Annotated in this window: 15 protein-coding genes; 8 read left to right on the top strand and 7 right to left on the bottom strand. The window is 43.5% G+C overall.

The window, feature by feature from the left end:
• Positions 1-169: 169 nt before the first annotated feature.
• The 5 genes from ACQY73_RS27000 to ACQY73_RS26980 form a co-directional block, all read right to left on the bottom strand.
• Positions 170-757 (bottom strand): NifU family protein, encoded by a 588-nt coding sequence (locus ACQY73_RS27000; protein WP_428657181.1) that lies wholly within the window; start codon positions 755-757, stop codon positions 170-172.
• 102 nt (positions 758-859) lie between these two features.
• Positions 860-2,089 carry a PSP1 domain-containing protein gene (locus ACQY73_RS26995; protein WP_428657179.1) on the bottom strand — a complete coding sequence of 410 codons (1,230 nt, stop codon included), beginning with the start codon at positions 2,087-2,089 and terminating at the stop codon, positions 860-862.
• Between the two features lie 78 nt (positions 2,090-2,167).
• Positions 2,168-3,457 carry a phosphoribosylamine--glycine ligase gene (gene purD, locus ACQY73_RS26990; RefSeq protein ID WP_428657177.1) on the bottom strand — a complete coding sequence of 430 codons (1,290 nt, stop codon included), beginning with the start codon at positions 3,455-3,457 and terminating at the stop codon, positions 2,168-2,170.
• A 102-nt stretch (positions 3,458-3,559) separates the two neighbouring features.
• The gene (gene recQ, locus ACQY73_RS26985; protein WP_428657175.1) at positions 3,560-5,800 is read right to left on the bottom strand and encodes a DNA helicase RecQ; all 2,241 of its coding nucleotides are present in this window, start codon (positions 5,798-5,800) and stop codon (positions 3,560-3,562) included.
• Positions 5,801-6,131: 331 nt separating this feature from the next.
• Positions 6,132-6,605, bottom strand: coding sequence for a DUF4293 domain-containing protein (locus ACQY73_RS26980; protein WP_428657173.1), 474 nt, complete (start codon positions 6,603-6,605; stop codon positions 6,132-6,134).
• A 207-nt stretch (positions 6,606-6,812) separates the two neighbouring features.
• Between ACQY73_RS26980 and ACQY73_RS26975 the strand changes: the two genes are divergently transcribed.
• Entirely contained in the window at positions 6,813-8,354 is a 1,542-nt protein-coding gene (locus ACQY73_RS26975; protein WP_428657171.1) for a YifB family Mg chelatase-like AAA ATPase, read from the top strand.
• 16 nt (positions 8,355-8,370) lie between these two features.
• Here the strand turns inward: ACQY73_RS26975 and ACQY73_RS26970 are convergent, their stop codons facing one another.
• Both ACQY73_RS26970 and folK read right to left on the bottom strand, forming a co-directional pair.
• On the bottom strand, positions 8,371-9,822 hold the full coding sequence (locus tag ACQY73_RS26970; RefSeq protein ID WP_428657169.1) for a flavin monoamine oxidase family protein: 1,452 nt from the start codon (positions 9,820-9,822) through the stop codon (positions 8,371-8,373).
• On the bottom strand, positions 9,823-10,311 hold the full coding sequence (folK, locus tag ACQY73_RS26965) for a 2-amino-4-hydroxy-6-hydroxymethyldihydropteridine diphosphokinase (RefSeq protein ID WP_428657167.1): 489 nt from the start codon (positions 10,309-10,311) through the stop codon (positions 9,823-9,825).
• 191 nt (positions 10,312-10,502) lie between these two features.
• Between folK and ACQY73_RS26960 the strand changes: the two genes are divergently transcribed.
• The 7 genes from ACQY73_RS26960 (at position 10,503) to ACQY73_RS26930 (ending at position 17,335) form a co-directional block, all read left to right on the top strand.
• Positions 10,503-11,411 carry an alpha/beta hydrolase gene (locus ACQY73_RS26960; RefSeq protein WP_428657165.1) on the top strand — a complete coding sequence of 303 codons (909 nt, stop codon included), beginning with the start codon at positions 10,503-10,505 and terminating at the stop codon, positions 11,409-11,411.
• 167 nt (positions 11,412-11,578) lie between these two features.
• Positions 11,579-12,100: an RNA polymerase sigma factor gene (locus ACQY73_RS26955; RefSeq protein ID WP_428657163.1), complete on the top strand. Its 522-nt coding sequence runs from the start codon at positions 11,579-11,581 to the stop codon at positions 12,098-12,100.
• An 82-nt stretch (positions 12,101-12,182) separates the two neighbouring features.
• The gene (locus ACQY73_RS26950; protein ID WP_428657161.1) at positions 12,183-12,746 is read left to right on the top strand and encodes an anti-sigma factor; all 564 of its coding nucleotides are present in this window, start codon (positions 12,183-12,185) and stop codon (positions 12,744-12,746) included.
• A 35-nt stretch (positions 12,747-12,781) separates the two neighbouring features.
• The gene (locus tag ACQY73_RS26945; protein ID WP_428657159.1) at positions 12,782-13,537 is read left to right on the top strand and encodes a hypothetical protein; all 756 of its coding nucleotides are present in this window, start codon (positions 12,782-12,784) and stop codon (positions 13,535-13,537) included.
• 20 nt (positions 13,538-13,557) lie between these two features.
• Entirely contained in the window at positions 13,558-14,838 is a 1,281-nt protein-coding gene (locus tag ACQY73_RS26940) for a hypothetical protein (protein WP_428657157.1), read from the top strand.
• Between the two features lie 11 nt (positions 14,839-14,849).
• The gene (locus ACQY73_RS26935; protein WP_428657155.1) at positions 14,850-16,304 is read left to right on the top strand and encodes a hypothetical protein; all 1,455 of its coding nucleotides are present in this window, start codon (positions 14,850-14,852) and stop codon (positions 16,302-16,304) included.
• A gap of 95 nt (positions 16,305-16,399) precedes the next feature.
• Complete coding sequence (locus ACQY73_RS26930) at positions 16,400-17,335, top strand: homoserine kinase (protein ID WP_428657153.1); 936 nt, start codon at positions 16,400-16,402, stop codon at positions 17,333-17,335.
• The last annotated feature ends 16 nt before the right edge of the window (positions 17,336-17,351 follow it).

Raw genomic sequence — 17,351 nt, 5'->3', positions numbered from 1 at the left:
ATTAGGCGAGCTTTCTATTTGATACGAATTAAAGGGTTTTTAAATTTCAAAAATAAATAACATGCAAAAAACTTTCCAAGATTTTATCCAAAGGTAAAATCTTGGAAAGTTTTTATTGAATTTTCCCACAAAGAAACTCAAAAATAGGATAAATATTGCATAAGAAGCCCTACACTCCTTCTGCAACTACCTCTTTTACATCAGGTACCATTTGCGTAAGCAGATTTTGGATACCCGCTTTAAGCGTCAACGTAGAAGAGGGGCATCCGCTGCATGAGCCTTGTAATAATACTTTTACGGTTCCGGTACCTTCTTCAAAAGAGTGAAAAGAAATAGCACCGCCGTCTGATTCCACCGCCGGACGTACATAATCATCCAAAATGGTCTTGATCTGGCGAATGGTCGGGCTGTCAGTATCTAAAATAGCGGTGTTTTTATCAACTGTTTTTTGCTCAAAAACGGGGTGATTCTCTTCAAAATAAATTTTCAGGAATTGTTTTGTATCCAAAATAACTTCGCCCCAATCCGTTGCATCATCTTTGGTGAGCGTTACAAAATTGGACGCTAAAAAAACGCGTTGAACAAATGGAAACTGAAACAGATCTCCTGCCAACGGGGATGCTTTCCCCTCTACTTGGGCTGACTCAATATCCGGATAATCAAACGAAAGTCCTTGAGGTACAAGCTCGAAGTTCAAGACAAACTTCATCGAATTTGGATTTGGGCTCGCTTCGGTATAAACAAATACAGGTTGCATGGTTGGGTATATTAATCGTTATTTTTGAATGGTCAACTACTAAAGAAAGGGGATAATCTTAAAAGACCATCCCCTCTGCAACAAAAAATTCAGACAATAGGTTTACTTTTTATCCCCTCCCGCTTTGGGCTGATTATTCGGTTTTGCGTTATTGGCGGGATTATTTCCACCGCCACCGCTTTTTTTCTTCTTATTTTTATTACGGTTGCCCGTTTGCTGTTGATCGCGGCTGCTGAATTTCTTATCCATTTTCGCCAGATCGCTGTTGAGCCCGGGAGCAGGAAGCGCCGACACAAGTTCTTCAATTTCTAACACTTCCAAGGAAAGGGGTTTCTGCCCTTTTACGTTAAGGCTCAATATTTTATTGACATTTTCAAGCGAGATCGGGTGCCAAGTGGTACTGTCGTTTTCGTACCCAAACCACATGATCTTCTTAAAAATATCGGTTTTCTGCAAATGCGCATTTCCCTTTTGAGTCTTAAGCGGTGCATCTACGTGCGGAATATCCTTCAGCGCATCAATGTAGGTTTCCAACTCATAATTAAGGCAACATTTCAGTCGGCCACATTGCCCCGACAATTTGGTCGGATTCAATGAGAGATTCTGATAACGGGCTGCAGAAGTGGTAATATTTTTGAAATCAGTCAGCCATGTAGAACAACACAATTCGCGTCCGCAGGCGCCGATACCACCCAAACGCCCCGCCTCTTGGCGAAGACTGATCTGACGCATCTCAATACGTGCCTTAAATTCACCGGCCAATACTTTGATCAATTCACGAAAATCGACGCGTTCGTCGGCAGAGTAGTAAAAAGTAGCTTTGGTGTTATCTGACTGAAACTCCACGTCTGAGAGTTTCATATTGAGTTTCAGGTCTTTGACCAACTCACGCGCGCGGTACATGGTGGTCAGATCACGGGCAATGCTTTGCTCATGTTTCTCCAGATCGCGCGGAGTAGCAACGCGGTAAATGCTTTTCACATTTTCGTCATTGGCTACTTTCTTTTTGACCATTTGCAGGCGAACTAAGTCTCCCTGCAACGATACAGAACCAATATGATAGCCGGAGGCCATTTCGCAAACCACATAGTCGCCGGTATGAAGGTCCAACAGGTTTATATTGCGAAAGTATTCTTTTCTACCACCTTTAAATTTTACTTCTACAACATCGAAACGTTTCATCAGCGGCACATCCATATCACTGAGCCAATCAAAAACGTTCATTTTATTACAGCCACCCGTTCCACAGGCGCCGTTATTTTGACAACCGGCCGTTTTTCCATCTAAGCCGCGAGTACCGCAACCACCGGTTGAACATGATTTACAAGACATATAGTTAGTTGTTAGTCAATCGTCTTCAGTCATTAGAACGGTCCAAGCCAAAAACAACTGACCACTAACGACTTCCGACTAATCATTATAACGAATCAAATCCAATCCAATATCTTTACGATAGTATTTTCCTTCAAATTGTACCGTTGCTGCTGCTTTTTGGGACTTATTTACGGCTCCTTCGAGCGAATTTGCCAAGGCTGTTAAAGTCAACACACGGCCGCCGTTGCTGAGAACTTCCCCATTGCCGTTGGTGGTAGTCCCTGCATGAAAGACGAGCACGTCTTCTATTCTCTCCAATTCTGTAATTTTCTTACCTTTTTCGTACGCATCAGGATACCCTCCCGAAACCACTACGGTAGTAACTGCCGTTTGCGGCGAAATAATAAAATCACTTTCAGCCAGTTTTTGGTCGGCTGCTGCGAGCAGAAGCGTCACAAAATCAGACTGAATTCGTGGCAATACCACTTCTGTTTCGGGATCACCCATACGCGCATTGTATTCAATGACATAAGGTTCACCTTTTACGTTCATTAGCCCAATAAAAATAAATCCGACGTAGCGAATTCCTTCGGCCTGCAATCCGGCCAGCGTTGGTTTAACGATTTTATTTTCTACTTTTCTCAAAAAATTCTCATCTGCAAATACCACGGGCGAAACGGCACCCATTCCGCCCGTATTAGGACCGGTATCTTTTTCACCGATGCGTTTGTAATCTTTCGCTTCAGGCAAAATTTTATAATTTACGCCATCGGTCAGCACAAAAACCGACAGTTCTATTCCTCTTAAAAACTGCTCAACCACTACTTTGTTGCCGGCATCACCAAATTTTGCTTCTACGAGCATATCATTCATGGCTGTTTTGGCCGTAGCAATGGATTCTGCGATAATTACGCCTTTGCCCGCTGCCAGTCCATCTGCTTTCAATACAACAGGTAATGTGTGGCTTTCCAAAAAAGAAAGACCTTCTTCTAAGGTTTCTGAAGTAAAAGTGCGGGAAGTAGCGGTTGGAATGGCGTACTTTGTCATGAAATTTTTCGAAAAATCCTTACTCCCTTCCAATTGGGCCCCTAAGTGATCAGGGCCTACAATTTTGACTCTTGCAAATTCGGGACGGGCTTTCAGAAAATCAACAATGCCGTTTACCAAGGGTTCTTCCGGCCCTACAATCACCAGTTTAATTTTGAAGTCTGTAATTGCTTTGGCGGTTGCCTCGAAGTCATTATAGCTAAAGAGAAGATTGGTCGCTATTTGCGCTGTACCGGCATTGCCCGGGGCTACATATAACTCATCACAGTGTGGACTTTGCGCGATTTTCCAAGCAAAAGCATGCTCACGTCCGCCCGAACCAAGGATTAGAATGTTCATTTTTATAAGATAAAAGGGATCGCTATGGTGTAAGGTTGAGTAATCATAAAAGTAAGAGCAAACACATGTTTGTTCTTACTTTTATGCCGATTAGCTTTCCTCTTAGTTTGCTACTTCTGACAGGAATTTGATACGCATCAATCGGAGTTCATCTTCTGTCACATCTTCTTCTGCCAACTCATCCATGGCAACTGCGATGCTGTCCGTTTCTGTCGCCATGAAATAATCGTAAATATCCCGTTGGCGGTCACGGTCCATGATCTGATTGATGTAGTAATCCAAGTTCAATTTGGTTCCGGAGTAGCAAATGTGTTCAATCTCCTCAATCAATTCGTCCATCCCAAGTCCTTTTGCTTCCGCAATCTCATCCAAATCCACTTTTCGGTCTATCTGCTGAATAATAAAAATCTTCACTTTGGACTTGTTAGCTGCCGATTTTACAACTACGTCCTTAGCGGTTTCTATTTCATTTTCTTCAACGTATTTGGTAATTAAATCAATAAACGGCCGACCAAATTTCGACACTTTTCCCATCCCGACTCCGTTGATCTGGGCCATTTCCTGAGAAGTAGTGGGGTATGTAGTCGCCATTTCTTCCAACGACGGATCTTGGAAAATCACGTAAGGAGGAAGATTCTTCTCTTTGGCTATTTTCTTGCGCATGGCTTTCAGCAAGCCCAAGAGTGCTTCGTCGTACGCATTACCACCGCCTGCGGGAGCAAGATCGCTTACATCTTCTTCTTCGTTTGATTTCTGATTTTCACTTTCGTCAAACGTATGATCTTTAGAGATCGTAATCGGATAAGGGTCTTTAATGTATTTCTTGCCCTTTTCGGTCATTTTCAATACTCCGAAATTCTCCGAATCCTTACTCAAAAACCCAAAGATCACCAATTGACGAATCATTGACCGCCAAAACTCCACACCATATTCTTCGCCTTCTTCTTCGTCTTTGTATTTACCCGCACCGTACATTTCAAGCTTATTGTGCTCGTAGCTTGTTACGTAGATATTGTCCGTAGCAGTGATCAGATCGGCAATGTGGTCACCATCAAACCGTTCATCCGTTTGGTCAATGGCTTTCAGCACCAATACTGCTTCATCCTGAATTCTGGTGCGTTGGGTAGGTTTGATACAATTGTCGCAAAACCCACAGTCTTTCTCCATGTACTCACCAAAATAGCTTAACAACTGACGGCGACGGCACGCTCCAAGATTAGCGTAGGCCACCATTTCATTGAGCAAATGGCGGGCGTTATCCCGCTCAGTTACCGACTTATCTTTGTTGAATTTCTCCAGTTTTTGAATATCGTCGATGCAATAGAACATGACGCAGTTTCCTTCCAAGCCATCACGGCCGGCACGGCCGGTTTCCTGATAATAGCCTTCCAAGGATTTTGGCGCATCGTAGTGAATCACAAAACGCACATCGGGTTTGTCGATGCCCATGCCGAAGGCGATGGTTGCCACGATCACGTCTGCTTCTTCGTTAAGGAAAGCATCCTGATTGTGCATCCGAGTGGAAGAATCAAGTCCTGCGTGATACGGCAATGCTTTTACATCGTTTACATTCAGCAAATTGGCAACTTCTTCCACTGTTTTGCGGCTCAAACAATAGATGATCCCCGATTTGCCTTTATTGTTTTTGATGTATTTAATGAGTTGCTTATTTACATCTCCCAGTTTAGGGCGGATTTCGTAGTAAAGGTTTTTACGGTTGAAAGAAGTTTTAAACATCGCTGCTTCTTCCATGCGCAAGTTTCTGACAATATCCTGCTGCACTTTAGGAGTAGCAGTAGCGGTCAAAGCGATCAGGGGCAATTCCGGGTTGATGTTATCAATGATTCCCCGGATTCGACGGTATTCCGGTCTGAAATCATGGCCCCATTCTGAGATACAGTGTGCTTCGTCAACGGCGACAAAAGAGATATTGGCTCTCTGCAAAAAATCCAGGTTCTCTTCTTTGGTCAACGACTCAGGCGCAATATAAAGGAGCTTTAAGGTTCCGTCTAAAGCATCCTTTTTTACTTTATTGATTTCCGCCTTATTGAGTGTAGAGTTCAAAAATTGGGCATTGATGCCAAATGCATTGAGTTGATCTACCTGATTTTTCATCAAAGCAATAAGGGGCGAGATAACAATTGCAACCCCTTCGGTGGTAATTGCCGGCAACTGGTAACAAAGGGATTTACCCGCGCCGGTTGGCATAATAACGAACGTATTATTCCCCCCCATGATGCTATTGATGATAGCTTCCTGCTCCCCTCTAAACTGACTGTAACCGAATATCTCTTTGAGTCGCTCTTTAAGCGTATGCTGCACGCCTGTGTCTACCTGAATCATCCTCGTGACTTATAAATTTAGTGGCTTTTACTCTCCTGATTTACAGGACTTTGTATAGCTTTTTTGGTGAGTTGAAAAGTTAAAAAATGCTAGTTATGCAGAGTTTCAATGATCTCGTATGAAATGATCATGAACTCTAATATCTAAGTTTGAAATTAGTAAAAATTATCAAATTTGACACAACAAATTTTTCTCCGTAAAAAAAACTTTTTTTTTCATCGGACCACCCAAAATACCTTACAAAGCACTGACAGCCAAAACCTTGCAGGGCTTTTACTTAGTAAAATAAGCAGAAAAACTGTTTAAAAATATATTTATTATGCCTGTTTATTTATCGCATACGTCCTTGCGAGCGAACAAATTTCTCGTCGCGACGGATAAAACGGTTGGCGATTACGTTGGACAACATTGCCAATATAAGGGCATAAAATCCGAGGCCAAAGCTGCCGGTGCTGTTGGGATCAAAAAGATTTTTAGCTTTTCCGAACACAAAATACATGACCAAACCCATTATGATCGTCATAAGGATAGAGTTGGCAGCACACAGTCCGGATTGCAGGAGGCGGTTTTTGTATTGAGATAAAGCAAAAGCGGCCAAAGCAGCCACAAGCGCGCCTAAAGCAGCCAAGTACCATACAGGAGTAATTGCCGAACTGTTGCCTTGTTGATGAATGAACCGCAGGGCAGTCAAATGCACGGATTGGGTAGTATCTAAGGCTGTTTTATCCCAAATGGGTAAGGAAATCATTCCTCCCATTCCAACGGCGACTAATGCTAAAAAAAGTGTCTGAATACGCTGTAACATAACTTGTTAGTAGTTATTCTTATTTGTTTTAAATGATGTACTTAGTAATAAAGGATGGCAAAGGTAATGAATTGAACATAAAATTGATATATGCTTCAGGGGGAAGATGTGAATCCTTCTTTTGAACTCTAACGCCGGACAATAGTGCATCATTTTGATAGATAAAATTTATTTTTACGAAAAAATCAGCTTTTAAAAGAATACAGTATGCTTTCAAAAACCTTCGGCAGTGCAGTATACGGCGTCAATGCCACCATTATTACCATTGAAGTCACGGTAGGACAGGGAATGCGTTTTTTTATGGTGGGCCTGCCCGACAGCGCCGTAAAAGAGAGTGAACAGCGCGTAGAAGCTTCTCTTAAGTATTTCAATTACCGAATGCCCCGTCAAAAAGTGGTGGTAAATCTGGCCCCGGCCGATATTCGCAAAGAAGGTTCCGCGTACGACTTACCCATTGCGCTTTGTGTACTTCAAGCCTCTGAGCAATTGTCTGCCCAAAAGAACCTTGAAGAGTATATCATCATGGGAGAACTTTCGCTTGACGGAAAACTGCGGCCCATCAAAGGAGTTTTGCCCATTGCCATTGAAGCCCGAAAATTAGGGTATAAAGGATTTATTCTTCCCGCTGCCAACGCCCATGAGGCGGCCATTGTCAATAATCTGGACGTGATTCCCGTCGAAAACCTGAAAGATGCGATTGAGTTTTTTGAAGGAACAAAAGAGATTACTCCCGTAACGATTGACACAAGAGATATTTTTCTCAGTACGCTCAACGAATATGAGGCTGATTTTGAGCACGTTCAGGGGCAGGAAAACATCAAACGCGCGCTCGAAATTGCGGCCGCAGGCGGTCATAATGCCATTATGATCGGCCCTCCCGGCTCAGGAAAAACCATGTTAGCCAAACGCATTCCGTCTATTTTGCCGCCATTGACGCTCCATGAAGCGCTCGAAACAACCAAAATACATTCTGTTGCGGGCAAGTTAGGTACAAAAGCGGCACTGATCTCACGACGTCCGTTTCGTGCTCCGCACCATACCGTCAGCGACGCCGCGTTGGTGGGTGGCGGCTCCTTTCCCCAACCCGGCGAAATATCTTTGGCGCATAACGGCGTTTTGTTTTTGGATGAATTACCGGAATTTAAGCGAACGGTCTTGGAAGTAATGCGGCAACCGCTGGAAGAACGTCGCGTTACCATTTCCCGTACCAAATGGGCGGTGGAATTCCCGGCCAATTTTATGCTCATTGCCAGCATGAACCCTTGTCCATGCGGCTACTATAACCATCCTGATAAAGAATGTGTTTGCCCACCGGGAGCCGTGCAGCGTTATCTGAATAAGATCAGCGGTCCCCTCCTCGACCGCATTGACCTGCACGTTGAAGTGACGCCCGTTTCTTTTGATCAAATTGCCTCTACCCGTAAATCCGAAAACAGCGCTGCCATCCGCGAGCGAGTCATCAAGGCACGGGAAATTCAAACAGAACGTTTCAAAGAAAGTGCGGGTATTTATTGCAACGCCATGATGCCCTCTCAGATGGTAAAGGAAATATGCGACGTTAACCCCGCCGGAAAGATATTGCTCAAAACCGCCATGGAACGCCTCGGGCTTTCGGCGCGGGCGTATGACCGTATTCTGAAAGTATCACGGACCATTGCCGACTTAGCGGCCAGCCCCGAAATCAAAATTGAGCATTTGGCCGAAGCCATTCAGTATCGGAGTTTAGATAGGGAAAGTTGGGCGGGATAGATTGATCTAATTTATTCTACGTCACATCTTTATATAATTCTTCCACGACCCGGCGGCCCGTTTCCACTGCGCCGTGAACGGTACCGCTGTGCCCACCGTAATGTGTAGCCTCACCGGCAAAATAAAGTCTTCGTTGAACCGGATATGAAAGCGTTTGGCGATTCAGTAATCCGCCGCCACCCACAATCGGATAAGAATAGGCGCCTTTAATAAAAGGCTCTTTGCCCCAATCCATGAGGCGAGCGTTGGTTAAGGAACCCGTTGCAATGCCTTTTCCATAAACTGCGTCCAAATCTTTCAACATACTTTGAATCGCTGCGGATGCCGATACTGCACTGAGTGCCTCGGCCTTTTCGCCCATTACCAACCCCGTCAACACAAACGATTTGGTGCTGCGTCCGTTTGAACTTACCGAATATTCGGGTACAACTCCCGAAGTATAGACCGAACCCGTGGCAGCATCCCAAAAACGTTGATTAAAAACCAACACGGCTTTTATTCCGGCGCCCATACCTATGCTTTTAATGGACGCGATCTTAGTATCGGGAAGTGCGGGAGTAAACTGTAAATCTGTGCTTTGCAAGACAGAAAGCGGAACAGTAATGATCACCTTGTCCACATAGCGCCGTTGGGCCTGCGCATCTTCCAACATGATCCGCTCGTTGCTGTAATCGATCCGCTTTATCTGAGTATTAAGCACAACTTTTGGAATAACGCTTTTGCATTTTTCTTCTAACACCGAAACCAACGAACGATTGGCCAACGTAAAATCACCACTGCCTGCAGACCGCGTTTGGTTTTCTTCCGTTGCTCCTAAAATACTCAGGCGATTGGCCGAGGTGCCATATTTATTGGCCACCAAAGCTTCCGTAATGTGCCGTACCTTTGCCGCAAGTTTGGTCGACTCCATGTATTGGAGCAATGTCATATCCGTTCCGGAATAATTAATTGCCTGTTGCGCCAATGTCAACGCGGCTTTAAAGTCGCTGTCATTGCCCCATTGCTTTTCAGAAAGCAACTGCGAACCGATCTGATAAAAATCCGTAGAAGTATCGGTAATAATCGAAGCACCGGATTCTTTGACCCAATCGTACCAAACCGACAGGTTGCCGTGAATTTCTTCGGCGCCCAGTTCAATGTCATAATCAGCAAACCCTTTTAAGGAACGAATACGGCCGCCGATTTTATCAGAAGCCTCATAGATAGTATAGTTAGCTTTTTTTCCTTCCAGTAAATATCCCGCATACAATCCCGCCGCTCCTGCCCCAATGATGGCGATTTGTCCTTTATATTCACGCTCGGCATAAGGATCTTTTTCTTTACAACTGCCAAAAGCAATGACTCCTCCGGTGGTAATGATGGTATTCTTAAGAAAATCGCGACGTTGCATAAAAGTAAATGAATGATTGATCAAATGTACTTGCTTTCGACGTTCAACGTCTTTCTTCTCTCTTTTTCTTTTGCCCATTTATTCACAAACGCTGACCTGACTCTCATCTGTACATTCACTAAGTAATTGTTGGTTTGTCTTGTGCAAAACAGGATGGATAAAATCAGGGGCTATTTCTGCCAAAGGCACCAGCGTAAAGCGGCGTTGGTGCAATCGTGGGTGCGGTAAATGCAGGTATTCGGTTTCTAAAACTACATTGTCAAAATACAGCATATCAATGTCTATAACTCGTGCTCCCCACCGTAAGCGCCGCTCACGGCCAAGTTGTTTTTCAATGTCGAGTGTCTGCGCCAATACCTCTTCGGGCGATAAAGTCGTTTCAATTTTAATCACTTGATTCAAAAAAGCAGGTTGGTCGATCACTCCCCAAGGGGCGGTTTCGTATAAGTGCGATTGTGCTGTAACAGGGGCGATTCGTTCCGAAATCAATTGCGTTGCTTTGACCAACATCGCTTCACGCTCGCCCAAGTTGGCTCCTAACAATAAAAAAACTGAATACCGGTTCATGCGGCAAAGTTAGGAAACAATCGTTGCGGTTTCCTTTTCGCTCCGTAATTATGGCATTTTTGAGATATTCCCTTGGCTCTCTGATTTTGATTGTCAAGCAATTACGCTCTATTTTTTCATCTGCAACAAAAATAATAAAAAGAAAACTCGCCCTTTTGTCTTTCAATACAAATAGCTAACGCGCGACACTCATGGGTAACATCACCAAAATAAAATCAATTCTCTTCTGCCTTTTTTCGACACTCACTTGCTTTGCTCAACAGGAAATCCCGTTGTATAAGGGCGCGGTTCCCAATGCGAAAGATGTGCCTAATGAAGAAGTGAAAACTCCGTCGAATGTTGTCTCTAAAGTCTCACAGCCTACCCTTACTGTATTTTTGCCGCCCAAAGACAAAGCGACCGGCGCTGCCGTAATTGTTTGTCCGGGAGGCGGTTACGGCGTATTGGTTATTAAAAGAGAAGGCTACGATGTGGCCGAAGCATTTACCAAACGAGGCATCGCCGCTTTTGTGTTGAAATATAGATTGCCAAGTGATAAAACAATGATAGATCCTTCAATTGGCCCGTTGCAGGACGCGCAGCAGGCCATAAAAACCATTCGGCAACGGGCCGCAGAGTGGAATGTTGATCCTCAAAAAATCGGTATTATGGGTTTTTCGGCGGGTGGGCATTTGGCCGCTACGGCAGGAACGCATTTTGAAAAATCTGCCGTTCCCAACTCAGAAGGCATAAGCGTTCGTCCGGACTTTATGGTTTTGGTGTATCCGGTCATCAGTTTTATGGAGGGCATTGGCCATAAAGGTTCAGGGGTTAATCTATTAGGGAAAACGGCCTCAACGGAGCAAATGAAACTTTACTCCAACGAACAGCAGGTCACTGCTGCTACGCCTCCTGCTTTTATTACCCATGCCAGCGACGATACAGTAGTTCCTGTGAAAAACAGTTTGATCTTTTACGAGGCATTGCAGCAAAATAAAGTTCTCAGCGAACTGCATATTTATTCAAAAGGCGAACATGGATATTTGAAAGTGCCGGCATTTGATGAGTGGTTCGGTCGTTGTCTGCATTGGATGGCTACGGCGGGGTTTGTGCCGCAGTGAGTTTTGGAGTTTTATTATTATTTCTTTGTTTATAATTTCATCTTCAATTTCGTCTTCTTCTTTTTTTTGTTGACGGACGGGCCGTCCGTACCACATTACATTATTTTTATTTCCGATTCCAACCTTTTCTTATGGGTAGTTGCTCTTTGTGATTGAAAGCAAAATTCATGACCGAAAAAGAACTGATTCAACGCTGCCTTTCCCAAGATCGTGGTGCACAACGTCTTCTGTATGACCGTTACAAATCGGCAATGTACACGTTGGCGTACCGCATCACGGGCGATTTTGACGAAGCAAACAGCGCTTTACAGGATACTTTTCTATCGGTATTTCGCAATTTGTCGCAGTATCGCGGTGAAGCAACATTGGGGGCTTGGATCAAGTCGATCTTGGTTCGAAAGGCGTATCGCAACGCTCAATTACAGCAACAGTACATTTTGATGGAAGAAATTCCGACCGATACTACTGCCGTAGACTGGGGAAACGACGCCATTGAAGCTGCCCATTTGGAAAAAGCCATTTTGAGTTTGCCTGAAGGTACGCGCACCGTATTCGTGTTGGCCGAAATTGAAGGATACACCCACCGCGAAATAGCCGAAATGTTAAGTGTATCGGAGGGAACCTCAAAGTCGCAATTATTTTACGCCAAAAAGCGATTGAGAGTGATATTAAAAAGGAGTGAGATTTGAGGAGTAAGAAGTCAGGAGTGCATTAGTGAAGAGTGCGTTGGGATTCTCAAATCCCAACACACGGTACAAAACAAAATGCAAGATGTCAAAGTCATTGAAAGATAAACTTCCGCTTTATTCTCCGCCCGAATCGGTCTGGGAAAACATTGAACAAGGTCTCAATGAAACGCCTTTACAGGAAGCAATACGTAAACTGCCCGTGCATGAACCTCCTACTCAGACGTGGTTTGACGTAAGCGCTCAACTTCCTCACTCTCAAAGAAGTTGGTGGCGATACGCTGCCGCTGCTGTGGTGATTTTGCTGATTGGAGTTGTTGGCTATATAAGTTTACAACGCAGCAACGAAAATGCGATCATCTCGTATTCACAGGAAAAACTCAATCCTAAAACAATGGTTTTACCCAACGAAACTATTGAAAAGCAGTACGCTCACTTACAGGCACTTTGTGAAGAACGCGTAACCGTTTGTGAAAAACCCGAATTCAAAGCCCTTAAACAGGAACTCGACGACCTCACAGTTGCCGGTAATCAACTCAAAGAAGCCCTCGGCGCTTACAATACCGACGCGGCTCTATCGGCTCAACTCTCTGAAATTGAGCAGGAACGCGCCGATATTCTTCGAAAGTTAAATGAACGGATTTTGTAATCGCCAAAGCAAATCATTACACACTGCAAAACGCCATGAAAGAACGAATCATTTTCAATTTATGGAGATTCCCACCACTCATTTTTACATTACTCATTTTACATTTTACATTTTTCGGTTCAACTGCTTCCGCCCAAACGTTGCAGGTAGTGACCAAAACGATAGAGAAAACATTTGACGCCGACCGATACCCGAAAGTAAAAGTATGGGGCGAGCGCAGCGACATAGAAATAGTAACATGGGGCCGCAATGAAATAAAAGCTACCATTGAGCTAACCGCCAAACACCCGGACCGAAACATTGCCGAGAAAGACCTGGAAACGCTGCGCTATACCGCTGATAAGAGCGGCAGAACGGTGAACCTGCACAATTTTGTGGTATTGGCCAAAAACGGAAGTAAACCTCAATCCAACCTTAAAGCACGTTTCACATTATTTGTCCCGGCAAATTGCGCCGTAGAAATTCAAAACAATTTTGGAAACATAGCCGTCCAAGGGCTCCAAACCATCATGCAGTTGCAGACGGAGTTTTGCACTATAGAGTTATCAGACCTGCGCGGAAATATAAATGCCCGAACGCAATTTGGCGCATTGAGAGCCGAAAATCTCAACGGGATACTCAGCTTTGTGACCGAACGCACCGACCTATTGCTACAACAAATCAAAGGGGAATGTCGTGTACGGGCACAGTACGGGAGTCTTGATATTCAGACCGATAAATCCCAGGTAAAATTGGACGTAGAAACCAAAAATACAGAACTCCGCAACGGCACCACTGCCGCCAAGCGTTAAAATATTATCAGCCAAAGACCATGAAATCATCTATCCATCTTTTAACATTTATTATCCTGCTCACCTTTGTCATTCCGACGATAGGAGGAATCTCACTCTTTGCTCAAGATTCCGTTCGCATCACCCACACGCAGGAAACAGGAGCTCTTGAAAAACAGCGGTTTATCGACAAGTATGATTATGTCTTTATGACCAAAGAACCCACTAAGTGGATGCTGAAAGGGTTAATTTCCGCGAGCTATTATCCTGCAATAACGAGTGATTTAGGGTTAAATGGAATAGGTATAGGATATGAATATAAATTAACACCAGGTTGGTCTTTGGGTAGTAATGTTTTCTTCCAAAAATATCAAAAAAACTACCGAATTAACTATGCAGTAGAAGTTTTCAGTCGTTGGTATTACGACATGAATCGTCGTATCCGCAGCGGAAAAAGCGCCAATAATTTCTCAGGCAATTACTTTGGGATTCAATTCAATCATTTTCGTGACGAACCTATCCTAGAGAAAAATAATTCCTATGCATTTTTTCCCCGCTCTTGGATAAATACGGTAGGTTTGCATTGGGGCATACAGCGACGCTTTTTTACTCATGGACTAATTGATTTTAGCCTGAGTCTTAACTACTATGATTCTCATTATACCGACCCGGTGAGTGGATATAACTCTCAACTTTATAGTTCAGGATTGATTCTCGGCAGTAATTGGAGGGCAGGTCTGGCCTTTGGAAACTTCAAAAAACAAAATCGTTTAGAAACTACCTGTGATGTTTTTCAATGTCTCGAAGAGGAACACAGTATGCTGAAAATTGCCCTTCCTTCTTTGAGTCTGAATCTTTTTACACAGCAATTAAGAGGCTCAATAGCTTATGAAAAAAAACTCAAGAATTCTCCCTTTTCACTTAACCTTGAATACCAAACTGGCTTATACTCTTATTCAAGGGTCTATAATCCTATCTTAAAGAAATCAATTGCCGGCTTTTATTATCAATCATCTCATTGGCTAAGTCTTGATACCCGTTACTACTTATTTCAGAAAAAACAAATCAGAAATGGGAGATCAGCCAATAATCTGTCAGGATTTTACGGAGGCTTGCAAGTCGGACTTGGATACACATTTAGTCCTAATCATGACTTATCAACCTATTGGGCAGCACCTATTATAGGATTTCAACAAAAGATATTTAAAAACGGCTTTCTTGATTTTAGGCTGGGATTGCCTATTCAGGCGCTTAGTGGAACTAGGTACAATGTTCCCATCAGTCCGAATGTAAGTGATCTCAAGTTCGGTTTCGCCTTCTAAACTCTACAGCTATGAAAAAACTGTTTCTGTTCATCTGTTTGAAACTATGCCTATTAAACCTCTGCTTTGCCCAAAACGACTCCGCCCGCATCACACACACGCAAGAGGTCGGTACGCTTGAAAAACAGCAGTTTATAAATAAGTATGATTATGCTTTCACGGCAAAAGCACCTTCCAAGTGGCTGGTAAAAGGCTTTGGGGCCATTGGAAATGTACTTAATTCCAGACTTGCTGACAAGGGGTATATTAAAAAAGCTGCTGATTTCAGAATTGGAATCGAACGAAAACTAAGTCCTTCCTTCTCATTAACAATAGATGCTGCACATAATCAAACTTCTATACTCAGAGACAACGGATATGCTGACCATTCTTATTATGGTTTTCTTGATGGCGTCAAACATTGGTTTGCTTCTGCCGAATTGCGATGGTACGTTGATATAGTAAACCGCATTAAACAAGAGGAGAACGGCAACAATTTTTCGGGGAGTTACCTATCCCTTAAAGTTGATAAAGTATGGCATAACGAAACATACATTGGCTCAGATTTTTACAGAACAGAGAATAAATGGGATACTGATTATTTTCGCAACTATTATAAGTCACAAATCAGTCTGAATTATGGAATGCAGCGACGTTTTCTCAGGTATGGTCTCGTTGATTTTTCGGTAGGGTTAAGCCGAAATACTGAACAGCAAATTCATCGCCACCTTACTTTCTCAGACGGAGATAATTCCTATTCAGGACCTTTGAATCGGGCTACTATTCAGGAAAGTATTTCATCATCACAGCAAAACAATTGGACTATTACTACTGATCTCAAAATTGGTATCGGCTTTGCTGACTTCAAAAAATCCACTAAAATCCCTCCCTCTGAGATAGTTCAATGCATTGAAATTGAAAATGAAACCCGAATGTGGAAAATTGCCTGGCCACGAATGAAACTTAACGCTACTTCTCAAATTTTGGACGGAAGCATTGGGTATGAACAAAAAATTGCTCAGTCAGCTTTTTCGATCAATACGTATCTTAACTTTTCATTTTTTCACGCCCAAACCAAAAATACCGACCAATACAATCCAACGAACGGAACATTTTTTAAAGGGAATGGCGAAAATACCACAATCAGCGGAATTCTTTTGATCCAACCACGCTGGTATATTCTAATGAATCGGCGGGTTCATTTAGGTAAAGCAGGCAATAATTTAACAGGCGTTTATACGGGCTTGAACAATATCTTTTCGAGTTCTCATTGGTATACCAAAAACGATCGATATACTATCAACGGCAGTTATAATCCACTTTTTGTAAGCACCGGGCTAATGATAGGATATCAACGAAAACTGTTCAAAAATGGGTTTATTGACCTCAATGTATCGAAAGGATTAGTTAATCATGATTTCTATTATCATTATTTGATGGGGCATGGTCGTTTGATTTTTGATCTTAAACTTGGCTTTGCCCTCTGATAAAGACCATCAAATAAAGCGCCATTCTGTTTTTTGGCGTTTTTACGTACTTTTGTCAAATCAAATGCTGCCTTTTGATCTGATTTGATTTACGAATGAATTACATAAAAGCTTTTGCCCCGGCCACCGTCGCCAACGTAGCCTGTGGGTTTGATATTTTTGGCTTTGCTTTAGACGAACCCGGTGACATCGTAGAACTCCGCAAATGCGACAAACCCGGCGTAATCATCAAAGACATTATCGGTGACGATGGCCGCCTTCCGCGCGAACCCGAACGCAATGCCGTTTCGGTCGTGATGCTTAAATTTCTGCAACACATCGGCTCTACACAGGGAGTAGAGATCGTTCTCCACAAAAATATGCCGCTCGGCAGCGGTATGGGCTCAAGTTCAGCAAGTTCGGTGGTGGGCATTTTTGCCATCAATGAATTGTTGGGCCGCCCGCTTACCCAACGCGAATTATTACCTTTTGCCATGGAAGGCGAGCGCATCGCCTGCGGAGCAGCTCACGCCGACAACGTTGGGCCGTCGCTTTTGGGCGGTTTTGTGGTTATTCGGAGTTATTCACCGCTGGATGTATTCAAAGTAAAAGTTCCTGATGAACTCTACTGCACATTGGTGCATCCTGACGTTGAAGTCAATACAAAAGACGCCCGCTATATTCTACGCAATGAGGTTTCGCTCAAAAATACCATTTCACAAATGGGTAATGTGGCGGGGTTGATTGCCGGTTTAATGCAGGAAGATTATGATTTGGTCAGTCGCTCCATGGTTGATGTGATCATTGAACCTGTTCGCTCTATTCTCATTCCTGAGTTTGACCACGTAAAACACGCCGCGCTTGAAAGTGGTGCTTTAGGATGCAGTATTTCCGGTGCCGGACCATCCATGTTTGCGCTCAGTCGCGGGCGTGACACTGCTGAACGCGTAGCCCAATCCATGAGCGAAGCCTTTGGCAGTGTAGGCATTACCACCAAAAGTTACGTATCACAAATCAACCAAGAAGGTCCCAAAGTATTGGAAACCGCGTAAATAATTCTCTTAATAA

Origin of the sequence: Runella sp., from assembly GCF_965279615.1 — a bacterium.
GTDB lineage: Bacteria > Bacteroidota > Bacteroidia > Cytophagales > Spirosomataceae > Runella.
The sequence above is the reverse complement of the archived record's forward strand: the minus strand, read 5'-3'. Positions and strand labels throughout refer to the sequence as shown.